Raw genomic sequence first — 16,552 nt, forward strand, 5'->3', positions numbered from 1 at the left:
CACGTGCGTCGTGAGGTGGGTGTGGACCACCTCCGCCTTGCTCGCCAAGGCCGCGCCCAGGCCGGACACGTCGGCCATCCCGTGGGTGTGGTCCACGTCCGCCTTGTCCGGGTGGGCGTCCCCGGCCGCCGCGTGGTCGGCGATGGACTGGACCACATATTGCCGGGTGGCCAGAACCACGGTGGGGTCCACCTTGATCTGGATGGTCCCGGCCTCGGCCGTGCTCATGACCAGGTGCATGCGCACCGTCATCTCGGCCCCGGCCCCCTCGCCCGTGGCGGGCTTGACCGAGGCGGGCACGCTGCCCACGGCAAAGAGGTTGCCGTCCGCATCCATGAGCCCCACCTCGCGCACGGTCCACCCGCCCTGATTGTTGGGGATGACCAGTTCGGCAATGACGTGGCCCGGGTCATCCGGGTTGACGAACACGGTGTTCACCGGGGCCCGGTACACCTCGCCCACCAGCCCGGTCATGGATGCCTGGGGCGCGATCAACGTGCCCCCGCCGTCGCCCACGGCCATCTGGGCCAGGGCCACGGCCTGGTTCAGGGCTACGGCATTGGCCACGGCCGCCCGGCCGCTTTCGGTTAACAGACAAAAATAGGTGCTCATGCGCCCGCTCCTTGTGGTTCGATGTCGATGATGGTGTAGACTGCCAGGCCCGCTCCGCTGCGCAGGCCGCCCGCAATGTTCTGATCCTCGGGAATCCAGGGGTACACGTCGAGGCTCACGCCCACCTGGGCGGCCACCGGGGCCGCCACCCGGCCCTGGCCCGACAGGTACACGTCCAGCCGGTCCAGGTGCGACCGCCCGGCCTTGGTCTCGTCGATGGAGCGCAGTATCTGCCCATAGGCGGCAGCATCCGCCCCCTGGTCGAGCACGTCCACCTCCAGCCGAAAGGTGTAGGGCGTGCCGTCGTACTCGGGCCAGTTCACGTGCCGGGCGCGAAAGCCCATGGCCGTCAGCCCGTCCACCACGGCCCGGGCCGTGCCCTTGCGCCGGTGCACGGACAGGGCGCTGGCCAGCACCGTCCGTTTGCGCCCGTCGCTCCATTGCGGCTCCCACACGTCCACCGCACACTCGGCGGCCAGGGCGGAGAGCATCGGCTCGGTCAGCCGTTCAAGAGCCTGCCAGGGCGCGACCAGGGGCATGAGCGCGTCCACCCGGGCGAACTCGGCGTCCAGCATCTCGGCCGCCGCCAGCATGGCCGCGTCCCCGGCAAGGGACGAGGGCAGCAGGTCCACCACGCGCCTACTCATCCTCCAACCCCCCGTAGATCAGTGCACAATGCCCCGCGTCCTCCACGGCCACCTGGTGCCGCTCGATGGGAGTGAACCCGGGCAGGGTCACGGCCACGCGCCTGACCCCCGCGCTTTTGAGCCGGTGCACCAGCTCAGACGGGTCGATGTCCCGACCCAGCCGGGAGCGCTGCCAGACCAGCCACCCGTCAAAGGCGGCCCGGGCCGCGTCCTGAATCCGGTCAGACACGGCCGCGTCCCTGGCCGAAATCCAGTAGCTGGCCGCCACCTGATACGGCACCGGCTCCGGGGCCAGCACCGAGACATGATCCGTGTCCGCCCGGATGGTGTCCGCCCCGCAGATGGCCAGCACCGCGTCCAGTATCTCCTGGTCGGGCAGTGCGCCCCCGGTCATGAGCGGCCGCAGCTCCACCTGCCCGGGGCTGGGCGAGCGAAAGGAAATGTCCGCGATGTCCTGGTGGGCGGTCCTGCCCCACCAGATGTAGGCCGAGGCCGGTCCGGCCACGGAAAAGGCGCGCGGCGCGTCCATGATCCGCACCCGGTAGCGCTCGTCCCCCTCCAGGTCCGCGCCCCCTGCCGACAGGGTCGTGTTGACCGCCCCGGCCACATAGGCCTGGGGGTCCACCAGCTTGGCGATCTGCCCGGGCAGAAACCCGTTGCCCGCCGCCCCGGCGGTCAGGCAGGTGGCCCCCACCAGCCCCTCGGTCTGCCCGGGCGCGATGGTCAGGGTCTCGTCCGTGGCAAACAGCAGCGGGCCGCCCGGAGTCAGCCGCGTCCCGGCCGGGATGGTCGCCGCGAAACCAAGCGCTCCCTCCAGGGTGAAGCGCACCGTGGTCCGGGCCGCCGAGGCGGGCAGGCGCACGCAATCCACCGGAGCCCCCAGGTGATCCAGATGCCCGCCCCGGGCAAAGGAAACCAAATTCATCCGCGCCGCGTGCTCTATCTCCTGGTGGGCCAGGGAGAGCCGGTACAGCAGCGCCTCCACAAACAGCCGCTCCGGGTCGCCCGGCGACAGGGTCCGGCCGGTGACGGCCTCATAGAGCGCCATGCCCTCGGCCTCGATGCGGGCCGGGTCGGTCTCCACAAAGCTGATCCCGGGCAGGCTCGACAGGTCCACGCTCATCTCGTCTCCCTCCTCGATGCTGAAGGCTCCACGCCTTCAATGCTGACGGTGACGACGGGATACAGCCGCCCGTCCACGGCCCCGTCCCGGTCCGGGACAAATTCCACGCGCTCAACGCGCACCCCGGGCACCTGGGCCTGCACCTGGGCCACCACCTCGCCGGTGTACTCGGCCATGGCATGGGGCAGCGGCCGATCCAGAAAGGTCAGGGACAGGCCAAAGGTCCGGTCCAGCGGCACGCTGCCGCGCACCGTGGTCAGGACCATGCGCACCTGCTGCAATACGGAGCGGACCCCGGTTGCCCCGATCTCGACACGCTCCGGCACACTGGCATCGACGACAAACACCGCTACCTCCCTCCATAATTGCTGACAGACATCTGCCGCACCGGCGCGGCCGTGGCCGCGCGCACCCGGGTGACCCGGACCACGCCCGAGCCGTCGTCCGCGTATTCGCGCAAGTTCAGGTCCAGGGTCGCGGTCTCGATCCCGCCGCCCCGGGCAAAGACCGTGGTGCTCTCGGCCAGGCTGGCGAGCACGAAGCGGCCCAGCACACGGCCCCCGATCACCAGCGGATGGTGTTCGCCAGCTTCCTGCAGCGCCTCCAGCCGGGCTATGCGCGTCTCCGGGTCGGTCCATGCCCGCGACAGGGTGATCCCAAGGGAAATCTCCCACAGCCCGATGCCCGTGAACTGGAGCCGGGTCGCACCGTTGACCACCGGATGCTCGGCAAACCCGGCCTCGCGCTTACGCCCCATCTCGCGGACGGTGAATATCTCCCGGGCGCTGACCGCAAAGCCCACCGGCCCGAAGCTCCCGATGTCCGAGGCCGGGGCGGCCAGCCTGTCCAGGCCCAGGGCCGAGGGCAGCGATACCTGGGGCAGCCCCACGGCCGTTTCGGCCCGGTCGCCATGGTCGGCCAAAATGTCGAGCATGGCGGCAGCGGCCGCTGCCGCGTCCCGGCCGTCCCGCCAGGCCGCGCCAAACCCGGCCGCCAGCTCGCCGCGCAGTCGGCCATCAGTCCACAGCCGCCAGTCCGTTGCCCCGGCCAGATACCGCCCGCGCAGCAGCCCGCCGACCGCCTCGCGCACATAGCCAGTGGGCGCGCCCAGCGCCCCGCCCGCTTCCAGCAGGTCGCCGGACACGGCCTGAAATTCCCGCGCCACCTGGCTGGCAAAGCGCGCATACGCAGCCAGGTCCGAGGCCGGGACTGAAACCCCGCCCGGCATGGCCGCCGCCACCTCCCCGGCCACTTCGGTCACAGGCCGGGTCCAGGCCGCCCCGGTGGCAAACAGCCTGTCCAGCAGTTCGGTGCGCATGGCAGCCAGGGTCATATGCTCCCCCCGCTGCGCGTCCCGGCATGGGAGTTGCCCGCCGTGGTCAGGCTCCCGCCCACCCCGGCGTCCTGGCGCACCACCAGCTGGTCCACGTCCAGCACACCCACCAGCCGGTAGCTGCCGGTGTGGGTGGTGTCCGCGTCCTTGATCTCGGCCCCGCGCCCGCCGTCGCGCCCGGTCTGTGACACGTTGCCCATCAGGTATATGGTCGGGGCCTTCACCGCCGCAGACACCCCGGCCGTGAGCGTGGCCGCGTTGTCCACCACCAGCTCGGTGTCGCCGTTCACCACATGGCCGCGCAGCACATGGGCCGCCCGGTCGTACTCGAACCACGACCCGTCCGCGAAATGCACCCGGCGCGTATCGCGGCTGGCCACCGGCACCGCGTCGCCCCCGGAGTAGAACGCGCCCAGCACAAACCCGGCCTCCTGGCCGCTTGGCAGAAACACGCAGACCACGTGCTCGCCCAGGTCGGGCATGTGCAGGCACTTGTCCGCATGGCTCTTGGCCACCAGCACGGGCAGGTCGTGGGAGACCAGCCCGTCCGCATCGCCGAACCGCACGCGCACCGTGCCGCGCCCCTCGTCCACGCCCACCACATGGCCCACGCGCACCGTGCGCGCCAGGGCCTCCTCCAGACGGTCGATGCGGGTCATCATCTCCTGCAGCATCAGTACCCCAGTGTCCTGCGGACATTCAGATCCGTGGTGTAGCCGGAGTCCTTGTCCACCGCATGGGTGGCGGACTCCACGAAATACGTGCCGTCAAAACCGCCGAACCCGGCCAGGGCCACCACGCTACCACCGCGCAGGCGCGGCTCGCCCATCAGGGTCAGGGTGCCGGTGCATTCGCCCGCGTTCCTGCGGCGCAGCTCGCTTGCGGCCCGGGGCATGGCCGCGGCCTGCGATTCCACGCGCTCGTTGATCCGCAGCGTCTGGCCCGTGACCGGCGCGTTGTCCGGGGTGTAGGTGTACTCCCGGTCCTCGTCGGCCAGGGCGTCGTGATAGGTCACGGTGCAGGCCCGGTAGACGTCGTGCATGGCGTCGCCAAGGCGCACCGAAACGATGGCCGCCGAGCCGCGCGTCAGGGTCATGGACGCGGGCCGGGCGTCGTAGTCGGCCGCGTCGTAGACCACCAGGGCGTCCTCGGCCGCCTTGAAGTTGAGCCCGTACTGGTCGGCCAGCCGCTTGAGAAAGGCGAGGTCTCCCTCGCCCCGCTGGTCCACTCGGCCCAGCACGATGTCCGCCGCGTCAAAGACAGCCTCCATCCCGGCCGCTTCGGCGATGTCCCGCAGGATGCGGCGCAGGGTGGCGTTCTCCCAGGCCCGGTGCTTCTTCTCGCCGCGCAGGGAGTTGCGCACCTTGGCCGAGACCCCCTTGAGCGTCACCCGGTCCCCGCCCCGGCCCACGGCCAAGTCGATGCGGTCCAGCTCAAAGGTGCCGCAGGCCAGGGCCAGGGTCTGCCCCGGCTCATCCCAGTCGCGGCAGACGATCCAGGCCGTGAGCGTGGCCCCCTTGCCCGGATGCCAGCCCCCCTGCCACAACCCGTCACGGTCCTCCAGGGCCAGGGTGAAGTCGTCGGCCTTGCCCGATGCGTTGTCCGTGAACGAGGCCGAAACCACATAGGGCGAGACCGTGGCGCTGATGTCCACGCCCTCGTACTCCACCCGGACGGCGGCCCGGCGCGTGGCGGTCATGCCCGCCTCCCGGCCGCATCCTTCTTCCAGGGCGGCGCGATCTCGGTGGCGTTCTCGGGCAGGTCGGGCACGGCCAGGGCCAGCCCGCCGGGCAGCGAGGCCAGCCCCCGGATGTCAGGATTGGCCGCCACCAGATGGTGAAACAGCGTCTCGTCCCCCCACAGGTTCAGGGCTATGCGGTCGGGCGTCTCCCCCTGGCTGGTGATGTAGGCGTCAGTTGTAGGCAAGGCGCTTCTCCTCCTCGATGATCTGCGGCAGCACGCGCCGCACCGCCTGCTCCACCTTCTGCCCAAGGCTCCCGGCCCGCTCGGGCGGCAGGTCGCCCAGGTGGATGGGAAAGTTCAGGGTCAGCCCGCCGCCCCCGCCAGACCCGGACGGGATCGCACTCTGCGCCCCTCCGCCCCGGGGCTCGGCAGCGGGTTGCATTACCGGCCCGGCCTCCCCGCCGAAGAGCAAGGACACGGCCTTGCCGCCCAGGGTCAACAGGTCGCCGATGACCGGCACAGAGGTCACCCACCCGGCAACCCCCTTGAGCGCGTCCCAGGCCCGGCCGATGGCCCCGGCCACCGTGTCCCAGAGGCCGACGAAAAACTTGCGCGCAGGCTCCCACCTGGTCATGAGCAGCCCGGCGGCCAGGGCAATGCCGGTGATGACCAGCCCGATGGGATTGGTCATCACCGCAAAGCGCAGGATATTCAGGCCCGTGGTCATGGCCGCCGCAGCCCCGGTGACGATGGCCGAGCCAATGGCCCAGGCCCGCTGGGCCACGGCCAGGGCCACGGTGGCCACCCGGGCGCGGACGCTGGCCGTGGTCAGCCACAGCACCGCCCGGCGCAGGTCGCGCACCCCGCCGACGACAAAGGTGGACACATACCCATAGGCCAGGGTCGCCATGCGCATGGCCAGGAATCCCACCACCACCCCGCCGATGACGCTGGTCAGGGTCTCGTGTTCCGAGGCCAGCCCGGCCACCAGCCCCAGCCCGCCGCCGATGACCGAGAGGACCATGTTCACGCCCGGCAGCAGGGTCTTGCCCAGGGCATCGCCCAGCACCACCGCCGTGTTGGTCATCCGGTTCCACTGGCCCATGGAGTCCTCCTGAAAGGCGAGCACTTCCCTGTCCACGATGCCGCGCGAGCTTTCGGCCACGTCGGCCAGGGCCGCGTCCAGTTCCCCGAGCTTGTTCAGCAGGGGCACCACGCCCTTGGCCCCCTCGTCGCCAAACACCTCCTGCAGGGCCACGGCCCGCGCGTCCGTGTCCAGCCCGTCCAGAGCCGCGCCCAGCTGCTTGAGGGTGGCGATCATGTCCAGCTGGCCGCGCGCGTCGCGCACCATCTCGATGTTCCACTTGGCCGCCGCCTTGGGCAGCTGGCGCAGCACCGCGTTGAGCGCGGTCCCGGCCCGGCTGCCCTGGAGCCCGGCCGTGTTCAGCTGGCCGAGCAGGGTCACGCCCTGCTCCAGGTTGACGTTGTAGTTGGCCAGCCCGGCCGCGCCCTCGGTCATGGACTCGCCAAGCTGGCCGAAATCTCGGATCTGGAACTTGAGCTGCGCCTTGGTCAGCAGGTCGCCGATGCGGTCGATCTTCTCCGCTGCCGTGCCCTCCAGGGCGCTGCCCAGGTTGTTGTAGGTGGTGGCGATGACCTCGCCCACCCGCTCGTGGGAACCGGCCGTGACCGTGGACACCTTGGCCACTACCGAGGTGGCGGCCCGGGCCAGCCCGGCGTCCAGCCCCGCGCTGTTCAGGGCGTACTGGATGTCGAACGCCTCCTGCAGCGAGGCCAGCCCGGTCCTGGCCGCGTCCTGGGCCGCCTCCCTGCCCAGCCGCGACGCCTCGGCCCTGTCTTCCGCATTGAGCACCGTGCCCAGCCGGGTGGCCGAGCGCCCGGCCCGGGCCGAAGCCACCACCGGCGAGAGGGCCACCGCGCCCATGGCCGCCACGTCCGTCATCCGCGAGCGGTACTCGCCTCGCGACGACAGCAGGTCCTGCTGTTGCTTGGCCGCACGCGCCTGCCGCTCCTGGGCCTTGGTCAGCTTGTCCACCTCGGCGCTCGCCTTGCGGTATCCGGCGCTCACCTCGCCCAGGCTCTGGCCCATGGAGCGCATCCGCGCCCGCTGGTCCAGAAACGACGACGCGGCCCGGTCAGAGGCCGTGCGCATCTGCTTGACCCTGGCCTCGGCCTGGGCGATGCGCCGACCCATCAGCTCGCTGGCCCCGCCAGCGGCCGCAGCCTCCTGGCGCAGCCCGGCCAGATCGGCCTCGGCCTTGCCCAATTCGGCGCGCGAGGTACGCACCTGATCGCGCAGCCGGTAAAAGGCCGCACCGGCCTTGTAGACCGCGTCGCCCTTGATCTCGGCTATGGACTGGCCCAGTTGCTTGACCCCTGCCTTGCCCTGACTTACTGTCGAGGTGAAGCTGGGGCCAAGCGCGGCCCCGATGGCAAACGAAAAGGCAACGGTTTTTGCAGACATGCGTATCCTTCGGCTCCTGCTCTCTTTCGCGTTCGCGACCTGGGCCCTGTCGGGCCTCGATCTCGGTGCCTACCCGGCCGAGGCCTTGGTCGGCGGGTTCGTGCTCCTGGCCGCTGCGGGCGGCCTGCTGGCCATCCCCGTGGTCGAGGCGGTCAGCGCGGTGGTTCAGGGGGTTCGGGAATCGCGTCAAGCCAGCCCAGGAACTCGTCCATAAACATCGCCAGAATCGATTCCCGGCTCCACCCGCCAGCCGCCCTGGCCAGGCAGAGCACTCCCTGCATCAACCGTTTTCGCTCTTCACCGGCTCCTTGCCAGCGGTCTCGTCCGGCCCAGCGCCCCACTTGCCTGTCGCCCCTGTCCGGTCCGGGCGCTGGCGTTTCAAAAAAAGATACGTCTCCTGGATCTGCTCGTAGTCCTCGTCGTAGAGTTGCTCCATGTCCTGTGCGGGCAGGCCGCACAGCAGGGCAAAGAGGGCCAGTTCCATCTCCGCCTGGGTCGCGCCGTCCGGTGCGGTCCGGGCCGCGTCCAGCCGGTCCTGGACCGTGGACTTGCGCATGGTCAGTTCCGTCACCGTCCTGCCGCCCAGTTCATAGGCGTGGCACAGCGGGATCTGCTTCTCGGTGATCATGGTCATCCCTCCCTGCCCAGGTCGGCCCGGACCCCGGCCAGATAGTCCACACCATCGACCACGAACTTGTAGCCGAGCTGGTCGATCTCCAGCATGTCCACCCCGTTCTCCACCATCTTCAGGTAGGTCACGGAAAAGGTGAACTCGTTGTCCATGGCCTTGCCCGCCTCGTACTTGCCGCCGGGAATGCCTGCGGGCGTGCCCTGCAGCACCACCCGCTCCGGGCTGGTCACCAGCGCGCCGCCCACGGTGCGCGACTGCTTGGAGGCGCGCAGCTCCAGCATGTGCGCCGCCGGAGCCAGCAGCTTGTAGCTCTGGCTGGTCTTGACCCGGAACTTGATCTTGGCCTCCATGGGCTCCACATGCCCCAGGGTGATGGACTTGATGGCCCCGGCAATGCCTGCGCCGCGCAGCTCCTCGGACAGGAACGTGATGTCCGTGATCTCGGCGTCCACCACGCCCAACAGGGTTTCCCCGGACAGATACGCCTCGAACGCCACCAGTTTCTCGGGAATGTTGCTCATCACTCACCTCCGAACAACGCGCTGACATAGCTGGCGTCGTACTCAAGAATGTTCTCGATGACCCGGTTGGGCGAGGGCGGGGTCATGTAGGTGTGGAACCGGCTGATGCCGTCCATCAGGTCGGTCACCGGGTTCTCGTCCGCCAAAAAGGCGATGCGCCCGCCCAGGATGTATTCGCGCCGGGCAAAGCCGCTCAGCCGGATCTGCTCGGAGTCCACGATGGTCTCGATCTGGCGGCGGCTGAGCGGCGCATCGAGCAGCTGCCAGTAGGTCAGAATGAAGGTGTTGGCGTGCCAGTTGAAGAAGCGCCGGATGGGAATGAAGGCGTCCTTGGGATCGGTCACCGAGGGATAGGCGGCGGTGCGGTTGCCAAAGAGCTTCCAGCCGCCGTCAAAGTTGAAGGGCACGACCACGCCCTGGCCGTTGAGATACTCGGCCTCGGTCAGCCCCAGGTGGAGAGCCAGGCCGTTGACCCTGGCCCCGGTCACCTTGAGTCGCTTGTTGGAGGGCGAGACATAGGGCACGTCGTCGTGATCAACGTCGGTCAGGCAGATGCGCCCGGCGATCTGGGTGGAGGCGTGGAAGACCATGTCCCCCAGGACCGTCTTGCCCCAGCCCGCGATCATGCGCGCGCCGGTCAGGTTGTTGGTCTCCTTGTAGCCCGGCACGTCGGTGTACCTGGTCACGGTCGCGTCCGGGATGTCGATGACCGCCATGGCGCTGAACAGGCCGTTGATGTTCTCGGCCTTGGCCTCCATGACCACGGACACGGCCGGATCGTCCGACCAGCCCGGGGCCACGATCTGCCCGGGCACCAGCCGGTAGCGGGGAAACACCTCGGCCACCAGCTCAAGGCCGGTCCTGGCTCCGGTCCCGGCGTCGATGCCGCCGATGATGTCGGCGGCCGTCACCGCCCCCGGGTCGCTCGCCTCCCCGGCCTTGTGCACGGCCGGGTCGTAGACGTTGATGAACACCACCGGGGCCATGCCGAACAGGGCGAAATGCGAATAGGCGAACTCGCACAGGGTGTATTTCGCCCAGTCGTCGGACCAGCCGAAAGCGATCACGAACTCGTCATAGGTGTGGATCACCCGCACCTCGTTGACCGGCTTGTCGGTCAGGCCCTCCACGGGCGCGGTGCCCACCACCACGGGAATGCCCGCGCTGATCCGCCTGGGCGGCAGTATCCGGGTGGGCACCTCGGACGCCTTGACTCGATGATAGTAGGTCATGGGTTATCCCTCCATGGCGGCCACGGCCCTGTAGGCGGTGGCCATGTCGCTGGTTGCGTCGCGCAGGGCGGCCCGCGCCCTGCCCGCCTCGGACACCGGCACGAACAGCGCCCTCAGCGCCTCGTTGCCCTTGTTCCTGACGGCCCGGGCCAGATGCTCGGGCAGCACTCCGGCCGTGAAGACCGCGCCGTGCGCCACATGCAAGGCCCCCATCTTGGTGGGGCCGATGTACATGACCGGGCCGGTGTCGGGTTTCTTGTCAGCCATTCTCACGCCTCCAGGGTTTGTGCGGGAGCCGGTGCGCTCCACGTGGTTGTTATGGTCGCCAGATGAAACCGGTTCTGCTGTTTCTCCGGCGCGGGTTTCATGGAGCGCAGCGGCCATTGCAGCTCGTATCTGCCGTCCAGCACCCGGGTTTCGGTCAGCAGCCTGCGCAGCCGGGTCGCGGCCACCAGGGTCCACTGCTCGGCCACGGCCGCAGCGTGCTCGCCGTCATTTCCGCCGTCCTCCACGCCATACACCCCGATAACCAGGGCAAAGGTTTCCAGGCTGTCCCCGGTCTCGCTGTCCTCGCCTTCGAGCCAGCGCACGATGACAAAGGGAAACGCCTGCTCGTCGCGCTCGGCGGGCGGCAGCGCGCCGCGAAATATGCCGGGCGGCCCGGGTGTGCGACCCGGTCGCTCAAGGGTCAGCCCGGCGAGGTTCGCCCGCAGGAAGGCGATGATTGCGTCCTGGATCAGCAGGGCGGTCATCGCAGCCCCGCCTGCTGGAGCACGAAGCGGGCCTCATGCTCCATGTGGTGCGCAAACCGCTCGGCCACCCGCTCCTCCAGCTCGTCGGCCACCAGGTCGTTTTGCAGCCAGGTCAGGTAGGATATGGAGTACAGCTCCCGGATCTTCGAGTCCCACCCCTCGTCCACCCGCTCAAACACGCCCACATGCCCGGAATCCATCCTGGCCAGAAAGGCGCTTGTGAGCACGCTCGCCCGGCCCGTCTTCTTGACCCGGACCTTGACGCCCCGGTGGCGTTGCGCCTTGGGCGTCCTGTAGTATCCGGGCATGGTCGGCACCGGCTCGGTGGAGCCGACCACATAGCGGACAAGGGGCAGCGAGCCGCGCCCGGAAAAAACCAGCTCCCCATCAGGCCGGGCATAGGTGGCCTTGCGCACGTCCACCTGGGCCAGCACCTCGGACTGGGTCACGCGAAATTCCCCGGCCACCATCCGGGCCGTGAGCCGGGCCGCGTTCTTCAGCGTCTTGTTGATGGCCCGGCTTGCCGCCTTCTGCGCCCCCTGCTCCACAGAGGAGAGCGCGTCGAGCATCTCCTCCACCACGGCGCTGGCATTGTCCATGTCGAGCCTGATCAGCAGGGCCATCAGCAGACCTCCCGCCACATCTGGACCTCAAGGATGCCGCGCGAGCTTTCCACCCGCGCCACCTCGCGCTCCTGGCCGTCCACCGTCATCCGCTGCCGCACCTTGGGCGCGGGCAGATCCGCCTCGCGCCAGAAAAGCGTCCACACCCGTATCTCGACCCCTTCACGGCCGCCGCCCCGGCCGTCGCCGTCCAGCCCTGCGCCCTCCTCCCGCTCCACCACGCACAGGGTCACGCCGTCGATGACCACGGCCCGGCCGAAGTCGCGGAAGAAGAGATCGGACAAAACGTCCCGGTCAATGGTGTGGTGCAGGGTCATGTGTGCCTCCAGTCCCCGTCCCCTTCGGGCGGCCCGGCCAAGACGGTGAAGCCGGGCCGCCCTTGTTCAGGGGAGGTGCGGGGAAGACGCTACTTGATGCCGGTAAACACGTAGCCGCAGTTTTTGGAGATGTCCGAGAGCACGTTGCCGTCGTCGTCGTAGCTCTTGAGCAGGCGCACATCGATGTCGTGACGCACGCGCAGGATCGTGGCGCGCACCGTTTCGTCCCAGTAGTCCTCCACCACGTACTCCTCGCTTGAGCCCTCGTTCCACTTGAAGGTCCGGGCGATGGACGGCTCGACGATATCCGACCCCTCGGCAGCCACGCAGGCCAGGGTGGCCACCGCGTCGCTCCAGATGTCCTCCAGGGCCGGGTTCTTGGCACGGTTGCTGCCGTTGACCAGGGCCCCGGCCAGCTCGATCCTGATTTCGAGGTAGGTTTCCAGGTGGGAGATGTCGATGGTGCCGGTCTTCCTGGCGTCCGGGAAGATGGCGTACACCGCATCCTGCACCTTCTTGCAGGCGCACAGGTTGTTGTAGGTGGGCCAGGCGATGATCAAGGTGTTGTAGAAAACACCCTTCCTGCGCCCTATCTCGCGGGCCGCCTTGATGTCCGCCTTGGGGTCGGCGTCATCGGGCAGCGACCACTTGGCCGAGGCCGCGCCGGTCAGGAAGTTGCCCGGCTTCTGGAGCTTTGCGGCGGTCTCGATCTCGTAGGCGCGCAGCACGATGTTGGTGCACTGGTTGAGACCGGCAGCCTCCATGTCGATGATGGACGAGTAGATGGCCCGAAAACGGGCATCGAGCGGATGCTCGTGACCGCGCTCGCGGCAAGAGTAGTGTCCGGCCTCGAACTGGCCGCCGCTGCGCTTGTAGGCAGCGCCGGGCGCGCGGTGCACTTCCTCGGCGTTGAAGGCGTACTTGGCGGGCAGCACCGGGAAATCGGCGGCCTGGGCACTCACGGGAAAGTAGGGTGCCACCCTGGAGGCGATGAAGCCGAAGGCGGCCGCGCCAGTCATGGTCTCGTGCACGAGCACGGACAGGTCCGGGCGCAGGCGTCCGGCGGTTCCGGGGGTTGCGGGAATCATGGTTCTCTCCTTGGTTAGCTGCTGACAGTGATGACCTTGCCGCTCTCCACGGCCAGGACTTCGACGAGATCGCCGTCATCGGCAGCGGCCTCCAGGGCCACGCCGACCTTGACGTAGTCCCCGGCCGCCGTGGGCAGGGCCCGGACCTTGCCGAACGCGGCAGCAAACACGTCCGCGCCCACCACAAAGGCTCCGGCCGCCACCATGAGGTGGGTGCCGGGCTTGTTGAAGTAGGCCACGCCCACGTCTTCGCCTTCCACCTGATCGAGTCGGGCCACGCCGATGCCAAGGCTGGTCGCCGTCGCGTAGACCAGCTGCCCGCTCGCATTGAGCGCCACCCGGCGGCCAACGGCCACATCCTGCCCGCACCCGTGGGTGCCGATGCCGTAATCGTTGTAGCTCATGGCTTCCTCCTACTTCTGCCCGGCCAGCCAGGCCGCGTGGAGTTCGGGGTTCTTGCGGGCCACGGCCAGGATGGCCTTGCCCTTGGAGCACTCGGCCTCTTCCATGTGGGCCTTGACCAGGGCGTCGAAGTCGTCACCGGCCACAGCGCTCACGGCCTGGCCGTCCTGCCCAGCGCTCTCGCCCAGGCGCTCCTCAAAGGCCTTGAGTTTTTCGGCCCTGCCGGTCCGCTCGGCCGCGAGCGCCTGCCGGTAGAAATCAGCGGGCGCTATGCCGTCCCTGACCGCACTGGCGGTCGCTTCCGGGTCGGCCCCGGCGGCCATCAGATCGACCACGCGCTGCCGCTCGGCGTTGACGCCGTGTGCGTACAGTTCCGCAGCCAGATCGGGATTGGCCTGGGTCAGCTGCTCGGCGGTCATCGCCGAGAGGTCCATGAGACCGGAGCCACCGCTGTCGGCTCCGGCACCTTTGGGGGTGGTTCCGGGCATGTCTGCCTCCTGGGTTTGCATGTTGTTTCTGGCGTCGGCCAGTTCCAGAGCCCGCGCCACTGCGGACTCCATGTTGCCGACGCTATTGACAAAGCCGCGCACGGCAGCCTCGTTTCCGATATGGGTTGCGCCATCGGCCAGTTGTGCCAGGACATCCTCCACGGACATGCCCCGGTTCACGGCCACGGCCTCGACAAACAGCGCGTAGTAGTGGTCCACCCGCGCCTGCAGATAGTCGCGCCCTTCGTCGCTGAGCGGTTTCTCGTCGCTGGCGATGCGCTTGTACTCACCGGCGAAAAGCACGGTCCGCCGCACGCCCTGCGCCTCGTCGCGCCGGGAGTAGTCGAAATGCATGGCTGCCACGCCGATGCTGCCCACCTGGGCGTCCAGGGTGCACATCATCTCGTTGGCGGCAGACCCGATCCAGTAGGCCGCCGAGCACATCAGCTCGGCGCTGAAGGCCACCACCGGCTTGATCTGCCCGGCCGCGCGGATGGTCTCCGTCAGGTCGGACAGGCCAAACACCCCGCCGCCCGGCGAGTCGATGTCCAGCACAATGGCCCGCGCGGCCGGATCGGCGGCAGCCTTGCGCACCTGCCTGCCGAGCAGTTCGGTGGAGCATCCCCCGGAAATGGCCGAGAAGAGATTGAGCCGCCGGGCAATGACGCCGGACACGGGAATCACCGCCACCCCCTCCTCGGTCAGGGTATAGGGTCGGCTCTCGCCGCCGCCCTCTCCGGCCAGGCTGGCGAACACCTCGCCCCGCGTGGCCCGCCCCTCGATCAGGGCCTGGGCAAACTCGGCCACCTGTTCCATCTTCCCGGGCTCCAGGGCCCAGGTCTCGCCCATCAGGGCCGCAGCGGCCCGGCTATGTCTCATCCTCATTCTCCTTGTTTTCCTCCCAGGCCGATTCGGGAATGGCCGACGCGCCCATGGTCACGCCGTACTGCGCCTCGATCTCCCGGATGAACCGCTTCTCCTTGGCGATCTGGGTCAGTTCGCCTCGCCAGTCGCTGCCCTTGCGGCCGTAGATGGTCCGGTAGCTGGTCACGTGCGAGCCCAGCTCCATCACATCTGCCTTGGCCGCCTTCTCGCGGTCGATCTGGCGAAACGGCTGGGGCAGGTGCTCGCAGTGGGTGTACTCGTAGAGATTGGCCAGGAACTCATCCGCCCGGACAGGCAGGCGGCCGCGCAGGGCGGCCTCGAAGAGAATCCAGGACCAGAACGGCTGGTTCCACTGCAGGTTGAGGGTGCGGTGCTCAAAATCGTTGAACTGGTCCGCCTTCTCCATGGACGCCTTGGAGGCGGAGTAGCTGGCCTGAAACTTGCGCACCACGTTCTCGGCCCCGCGCCCGGTGGCCATGCCGATGCGGTCGATGATGGCCGAGAACATCTCGGTGTAGCGCGAGGGCGCGGCCTCATGCTGGAAGAAGGTCGGCTTCTCCTTGCCCGAGCCGAGCAGGATGGTGCCCTTGTTCGTCTCCACCACCCGCTGGTGCCAGGGGGTATCGCGCGAGACCGCGCCCTGGCCGTAGTCGTTGACAAACATGGTGTAGAGGTTGCGGATCATGGCCCCGACCACGGCCGCCTCGGCCAGGTCGTTGGAGTGCTTGATCTCCGAGATCATGGGCCCCAGGATGGAATCCTGCCGGTACTCCCCGACATTGCGCACGTCGGTCACCAGGAGCATGCGGGGCAGCCCTGTCTCCTTGTCCCACACGTCAAAGGCGGCGCACTGGCTCTTTGGCGGCCGCAGCATGGTCACGCCCGGCTGGCGTATCCAGACACGCACCGGCTCGCCGTCCCGGTCCACCTCCACCCCGTCGTATATCTCGACGCTTGTCGCGTCGCTCGGCGTGACCAGCCGAAAAGGATCGATGGGCAGCAGGCAGGTGGAGAGCGGGGCCAGTGGCCGCCGCTTGGCCATCACCTGGAACACCCCGATGCCCAGCAGCTTCCAGTTGAAGTAGGCCAGCCCTTGCAGCCCGTAGTAGTCGAGCCGCCGGGTGGCGTCGCAGAAGCGGCGGCAGTCCAAGGCCTGCTGCTCCCACACCCGCAGGGCAGCGGTCTGAAATTCCTCCTCCCACGCCGCGTCCCGGCCCAGCCACTCGGTCCTGGGCGAGGGCTGCGGGGTCAGGCCGATGCCCACCGCCTCCACCAGCAGCGACTCCAGCACCCCGTGGGCCATGGCGTCGTTGTAGTAGAGGTCAAAAGCGCGCTCGCTCGTACGCTCCTGCTGCCGCTCGGCCTCGCGCTGGGTGACGATGGAGTTGGTCCACGTCGAGAGCGAGCCCTCAAGCGAGGCCCCGGCCCGGCGCACGCGCCGCCCGCGCGAGACCCTGGCAAATGCGGCATGGCGAGAGGCCACTATCCCTGCCTCACCGCGCCGACCACGGCACGTTCCAGCACGTTGCCGCTGCGGGCCACCCTGGCCTCGGCGTTCAGCCCCTCGCGCACGCGCATCAGCTTCTCCGGGTCGCGCTTCACACGCCGCCCGTCGTGCTCGTACTCCTCGGCCTCGATGGCGCTGCCAAGCGCCTCGTCAGGGACTTCCGGTCGCACAGCCTGTTCGCTCATCCTGCCTGCCTCCATCGGGTTTCGCGGTAAAAACAACT

Annotated in this window: 22 protein-coding genes; 1 reads left to right on the forward strand and 21 read right to left on the reverse strand. The window is 68.8% G+C overall.

The window, feature by feature from the left end:
- The 9 genes from QQS14_RS09880 to QQS14_RS09920 form a co-directional block, all read right to left on the reverse strand.
- The coding region (locus QQS14_RS09880) for a phage tail-collar fiber domain-containing protein (RefSeq protein ID WP_285906824.1) at positions 1-612 on the reverse strand (612 nt) is incomplete at its 3' end.
- Entirely contained in the window at positions 609-1,259 is a 651-nt protein-coding gene (locus QQS14_RS09885) for a phage tail protein I (RefSeq protein ID WP_285906825.1), read from the reverse strand. The genes QQS14_RS09885 and QQS14_RS09880, both read right to left, overlap by 4 nt.
- Positions 1,252-2,382 (reverse strand): baseplate assembly protein, encoded by a 1,131-nt coding sequence (locus QQS14_RS09890; RefSeq protein ID WP_285906826.1) that lies wholly within the window; start codon positions 2,380-2,382, stop codon positions 1,252-1,254. Before QQS14_RS09890 ends, QQS14_RS09885 begins: the two co-directional genes overlap by 8 nt.
- Positions 2,379-2,729, reverse strand: a complete 351-nt coding sequence (locus QQS14_RS09895) for a hypothetical protein (RefSeq protein ID WP_285906827.1) — start codon at positions 2,727-2,729, stop codon at positions 2,379-2,381. The genes QQS14_RS09890 and QQS14_RS09895 overlap by 4 nt, the downstream gene beginning before the upstream one ends.
- A 2-nt stretch (positions 2,730-2,731) precedes the next feature.
- A complete protein-coding gene (locus tag QQS14_RS09900; RefSeq protein ID WP_285906828.1) occupies positions 2,732-3,715 on the reverse strand; it encodes a phage tail protein in 984 nt (327 codons plus the stop codon).
- Entirely contained in the window at positions 3,712-4,389 is a 678-nt protein-coding gene (locus QQS14_RS09905; RefSeq protein WP_285906829.1) for a phage baseplate assembly protein V, read from the reverse strand. The genes QQS14_RS09900 and QQS14_RS09905 overlap by 4 nt, the downstream gene beginning before the upstream one ends.
- On the reverse strand, positions 4,389-5,414 hold the full coding sequence (locus QQS14_RS09910) for a phage late control D family protein (protein ID WP_285906830.1): 1,026 nt from the start codon (positions 5,412-5,414) through the stop codon (positions 4,389-4,391). The genes QQS14_RS09905 and QQS14_RS09910 overlap by 1 nt, the downstream gene beginning before the upstream one ends.
- Positions 5,411-5,641: a tail protein X gene (locus tag QQS14_RS09915; protein ID WP_285906831.1), complete on the reverse strand. Its 231-nt coding sequence runs from the start codon at positions 5,639-5,641 to the stop codon at positions 5,411-5,413. Before QQS14_RS09915 ends, QQS14_RS09910 begins: the two co-directional genes overlap by 4 nt.
- A complete protein-coding gene (locus QQS14_RS09920; protein ID WP_285906832.1) occupies positions 5,628-7,883 on the reverse strand; it encodes a phage tail tape measure protein in 2,256 nt (751 codons plus the stop codon). Before QQS14_RS09920 ends, QQS14_RS09915 begins: the two co-directional genes overlap by 14 nt.
- Between QQS14_RS09920 and QQS14_RS09925 the strand changes: the two genes are divergently transcribed.
- Positions 7,882-8,097, forward strand: coding sequence for a hypothetical protein (locus QQS14_RS09925; protein WP_285906833.1), 216 nt, complete (start codon positions 7,882-7,884; stop codon positions 8,095-8,097). The genes QQS14_RS09920 and QQS14_RS09925 overlap by 2 nt on opposite strands.
- Before the next feature lie 66 nt (positions 8,098-8,163).
- On the opposite strand, the gene QQS14_RS09930 is transcribed toward QQS14_RS09925, so the two are convergent.
- The 12 genes from QQS14_RS09930 to QQS14_RS09985 all read right to left on the reverse strand — a co-directional run bounded on the left by QQS14_RS09930 (position 8,164) and on the right by QQS14_RS09985 (position 16,514).
- A complete protein-coding gene (locus QQS14_RS09930) occupies positions 8,164-8,511 on the reverse strand; it encodes a phage tail assembly protein (protein ID WP_285906834.1) in 348 nt (115 codons plus the stop codon).
- A 2-nt stretch (positions 8,512-8,513) separates the two neighbouring features.
- Positions 8,514-9,035: a phage major tail tube protein gene (locus tag QQS14_RS09935; protein WP_285906835.1), complete on the reverse strand. Its 522-nt coding sequence runs from the start codon at positions 9,033-9,035 to the stop codon at positions 8,514-8,516.
- Entirely contained in the window at positions 9,035-10,267 is a 1,233-nt protein-coding gene (locus QQS14_RS09940; RefSeq protein WP_285906836.1) for a phage tail sheath family protein, read from the reverse strand. The genes QQS14_RS09935 and QQS14_RS09940 overlap by 1 nt, the downstream gene beginning before the upstream one ends.
- Positions 10,268-10,270: 3 nt before the next feature.
- Complete coding sequence (locus QQS14_RS09945) at positions 10,271-10,534, reverse strand: hypothetical protein (RefSeq protein ID WP_285906837.1); 264 nt, start codon at positions 10,532-10,534, stop codon at positions 10,271-10,273.
- Positions 10,535-10,536: 2 nt separating this feature from the next.
- Positions 10,537-11,019, reverse strand: a complete 483-nt coding sequence (locus tag QQS14_RS09950) for a hypothetical protein (RefSeq protein ID WP_285906838.1) — start codon at positions 11,017-11,019, stop codon at positions 10,537-10,539.
- Positions 11,016-11,642 (reverse strand): phage tail protein, encoded by a 627-nt coding sequence (locus QQS14_RS09955; protein WP_285906839.1) that lies wholly within the window; start codon positions 11,640-11,642, stop codon positions 11,016-11,018. Before QQS14_RS09955 ends, QQS14_RS09950 begins: the two co-directional genes overlap by 4 nt.
- Complete coding sequence (locus tag QQS14_RS09960; protein WP_285906840.1) at positions 11,642-11,959, reverse strand: head-tail joining protein; 318 nt, start codon at positions 11,957-11,959, stop codon at positions 11,642-11,644. Before QQS14_RS09960 ends, QQS14_RS09955 begins: the two co-directional genes overlap by 1 nt.
- 89 nt (positions 11,960-12,048) lie before the next feature.
- Entirely contained in the window at positions 12,049-13,047 is a 999-nt protein-coding gene (locus QQS14_RS09965; protein WP_285906841.1) for a hypothetical protein, read from the reverse strand.
- Positions 13,048-13,061: 14 nt separating this feature from the next.
- The gene (locus tag QQS14_RS09970; RefSeq protein ID WP_285906842.1) at positions 13,062-13,451 is read right to left on the reverse strand and encodes a capsid cement protein; all 390 of its coding nucleotides are present in this window, start codon (positions 13,449-13,451) and stop codon (positions 13,062-13,064) included.
- Between the two features lie 9 nt (positions 13,452-13,460).
- Positions 13,461-14,816, reverse strand: coding sequence for a S49 family peptidase (locus QQS14_RS09975; RefSeq protein ID WP_285906843.1), 1,356 nt, complete (start codon positions 14,814-14,816; stop codon positions 13,461-13,463).
- Positions 14,806-16,305: a phage portal protein gene (locus QQS14_RS09980; protein WP_285906844.1), complete on the reverse strand. Its 1,500-nt coding sequence runs from the start codon at positions 16,303-16,305 to the stop codon at positions 14,806-14,808. Before QQS14_RS09980 ends, QQS14_RS09975 begins: the two co-directional genes overlap by 11 nt.
- Positions 16,305-16,514: a hypothetical protein gene (locus QQS14_RS09985; RefSeq protein ID WP_285906845.1), complete on the reverse strand. Its 210-nt coding sequence runs from the start codon at positions 16,512-16,514 to the stop codon at positions 16,305-16,307. Before QQS14_RS09985 ends, QQS14_RS09980 begins: the two co-directional genes overlap by 1 nt.
- Positions 16,515-16,552 lie beyond the last annotated feature (38 nt).

This window comes from Pseudodesulfovibrio pelocollis (genome assembly GCF_030282845.1).
GTDB classification, from domain to species: Bacteria; Desulfobacterota; Desulfovibrionia; order Desulfovibrionales; family Desulfovibrionaceae; genus Pseudodesulfovibrio; species Pseudodesulfovibrio pelocollis.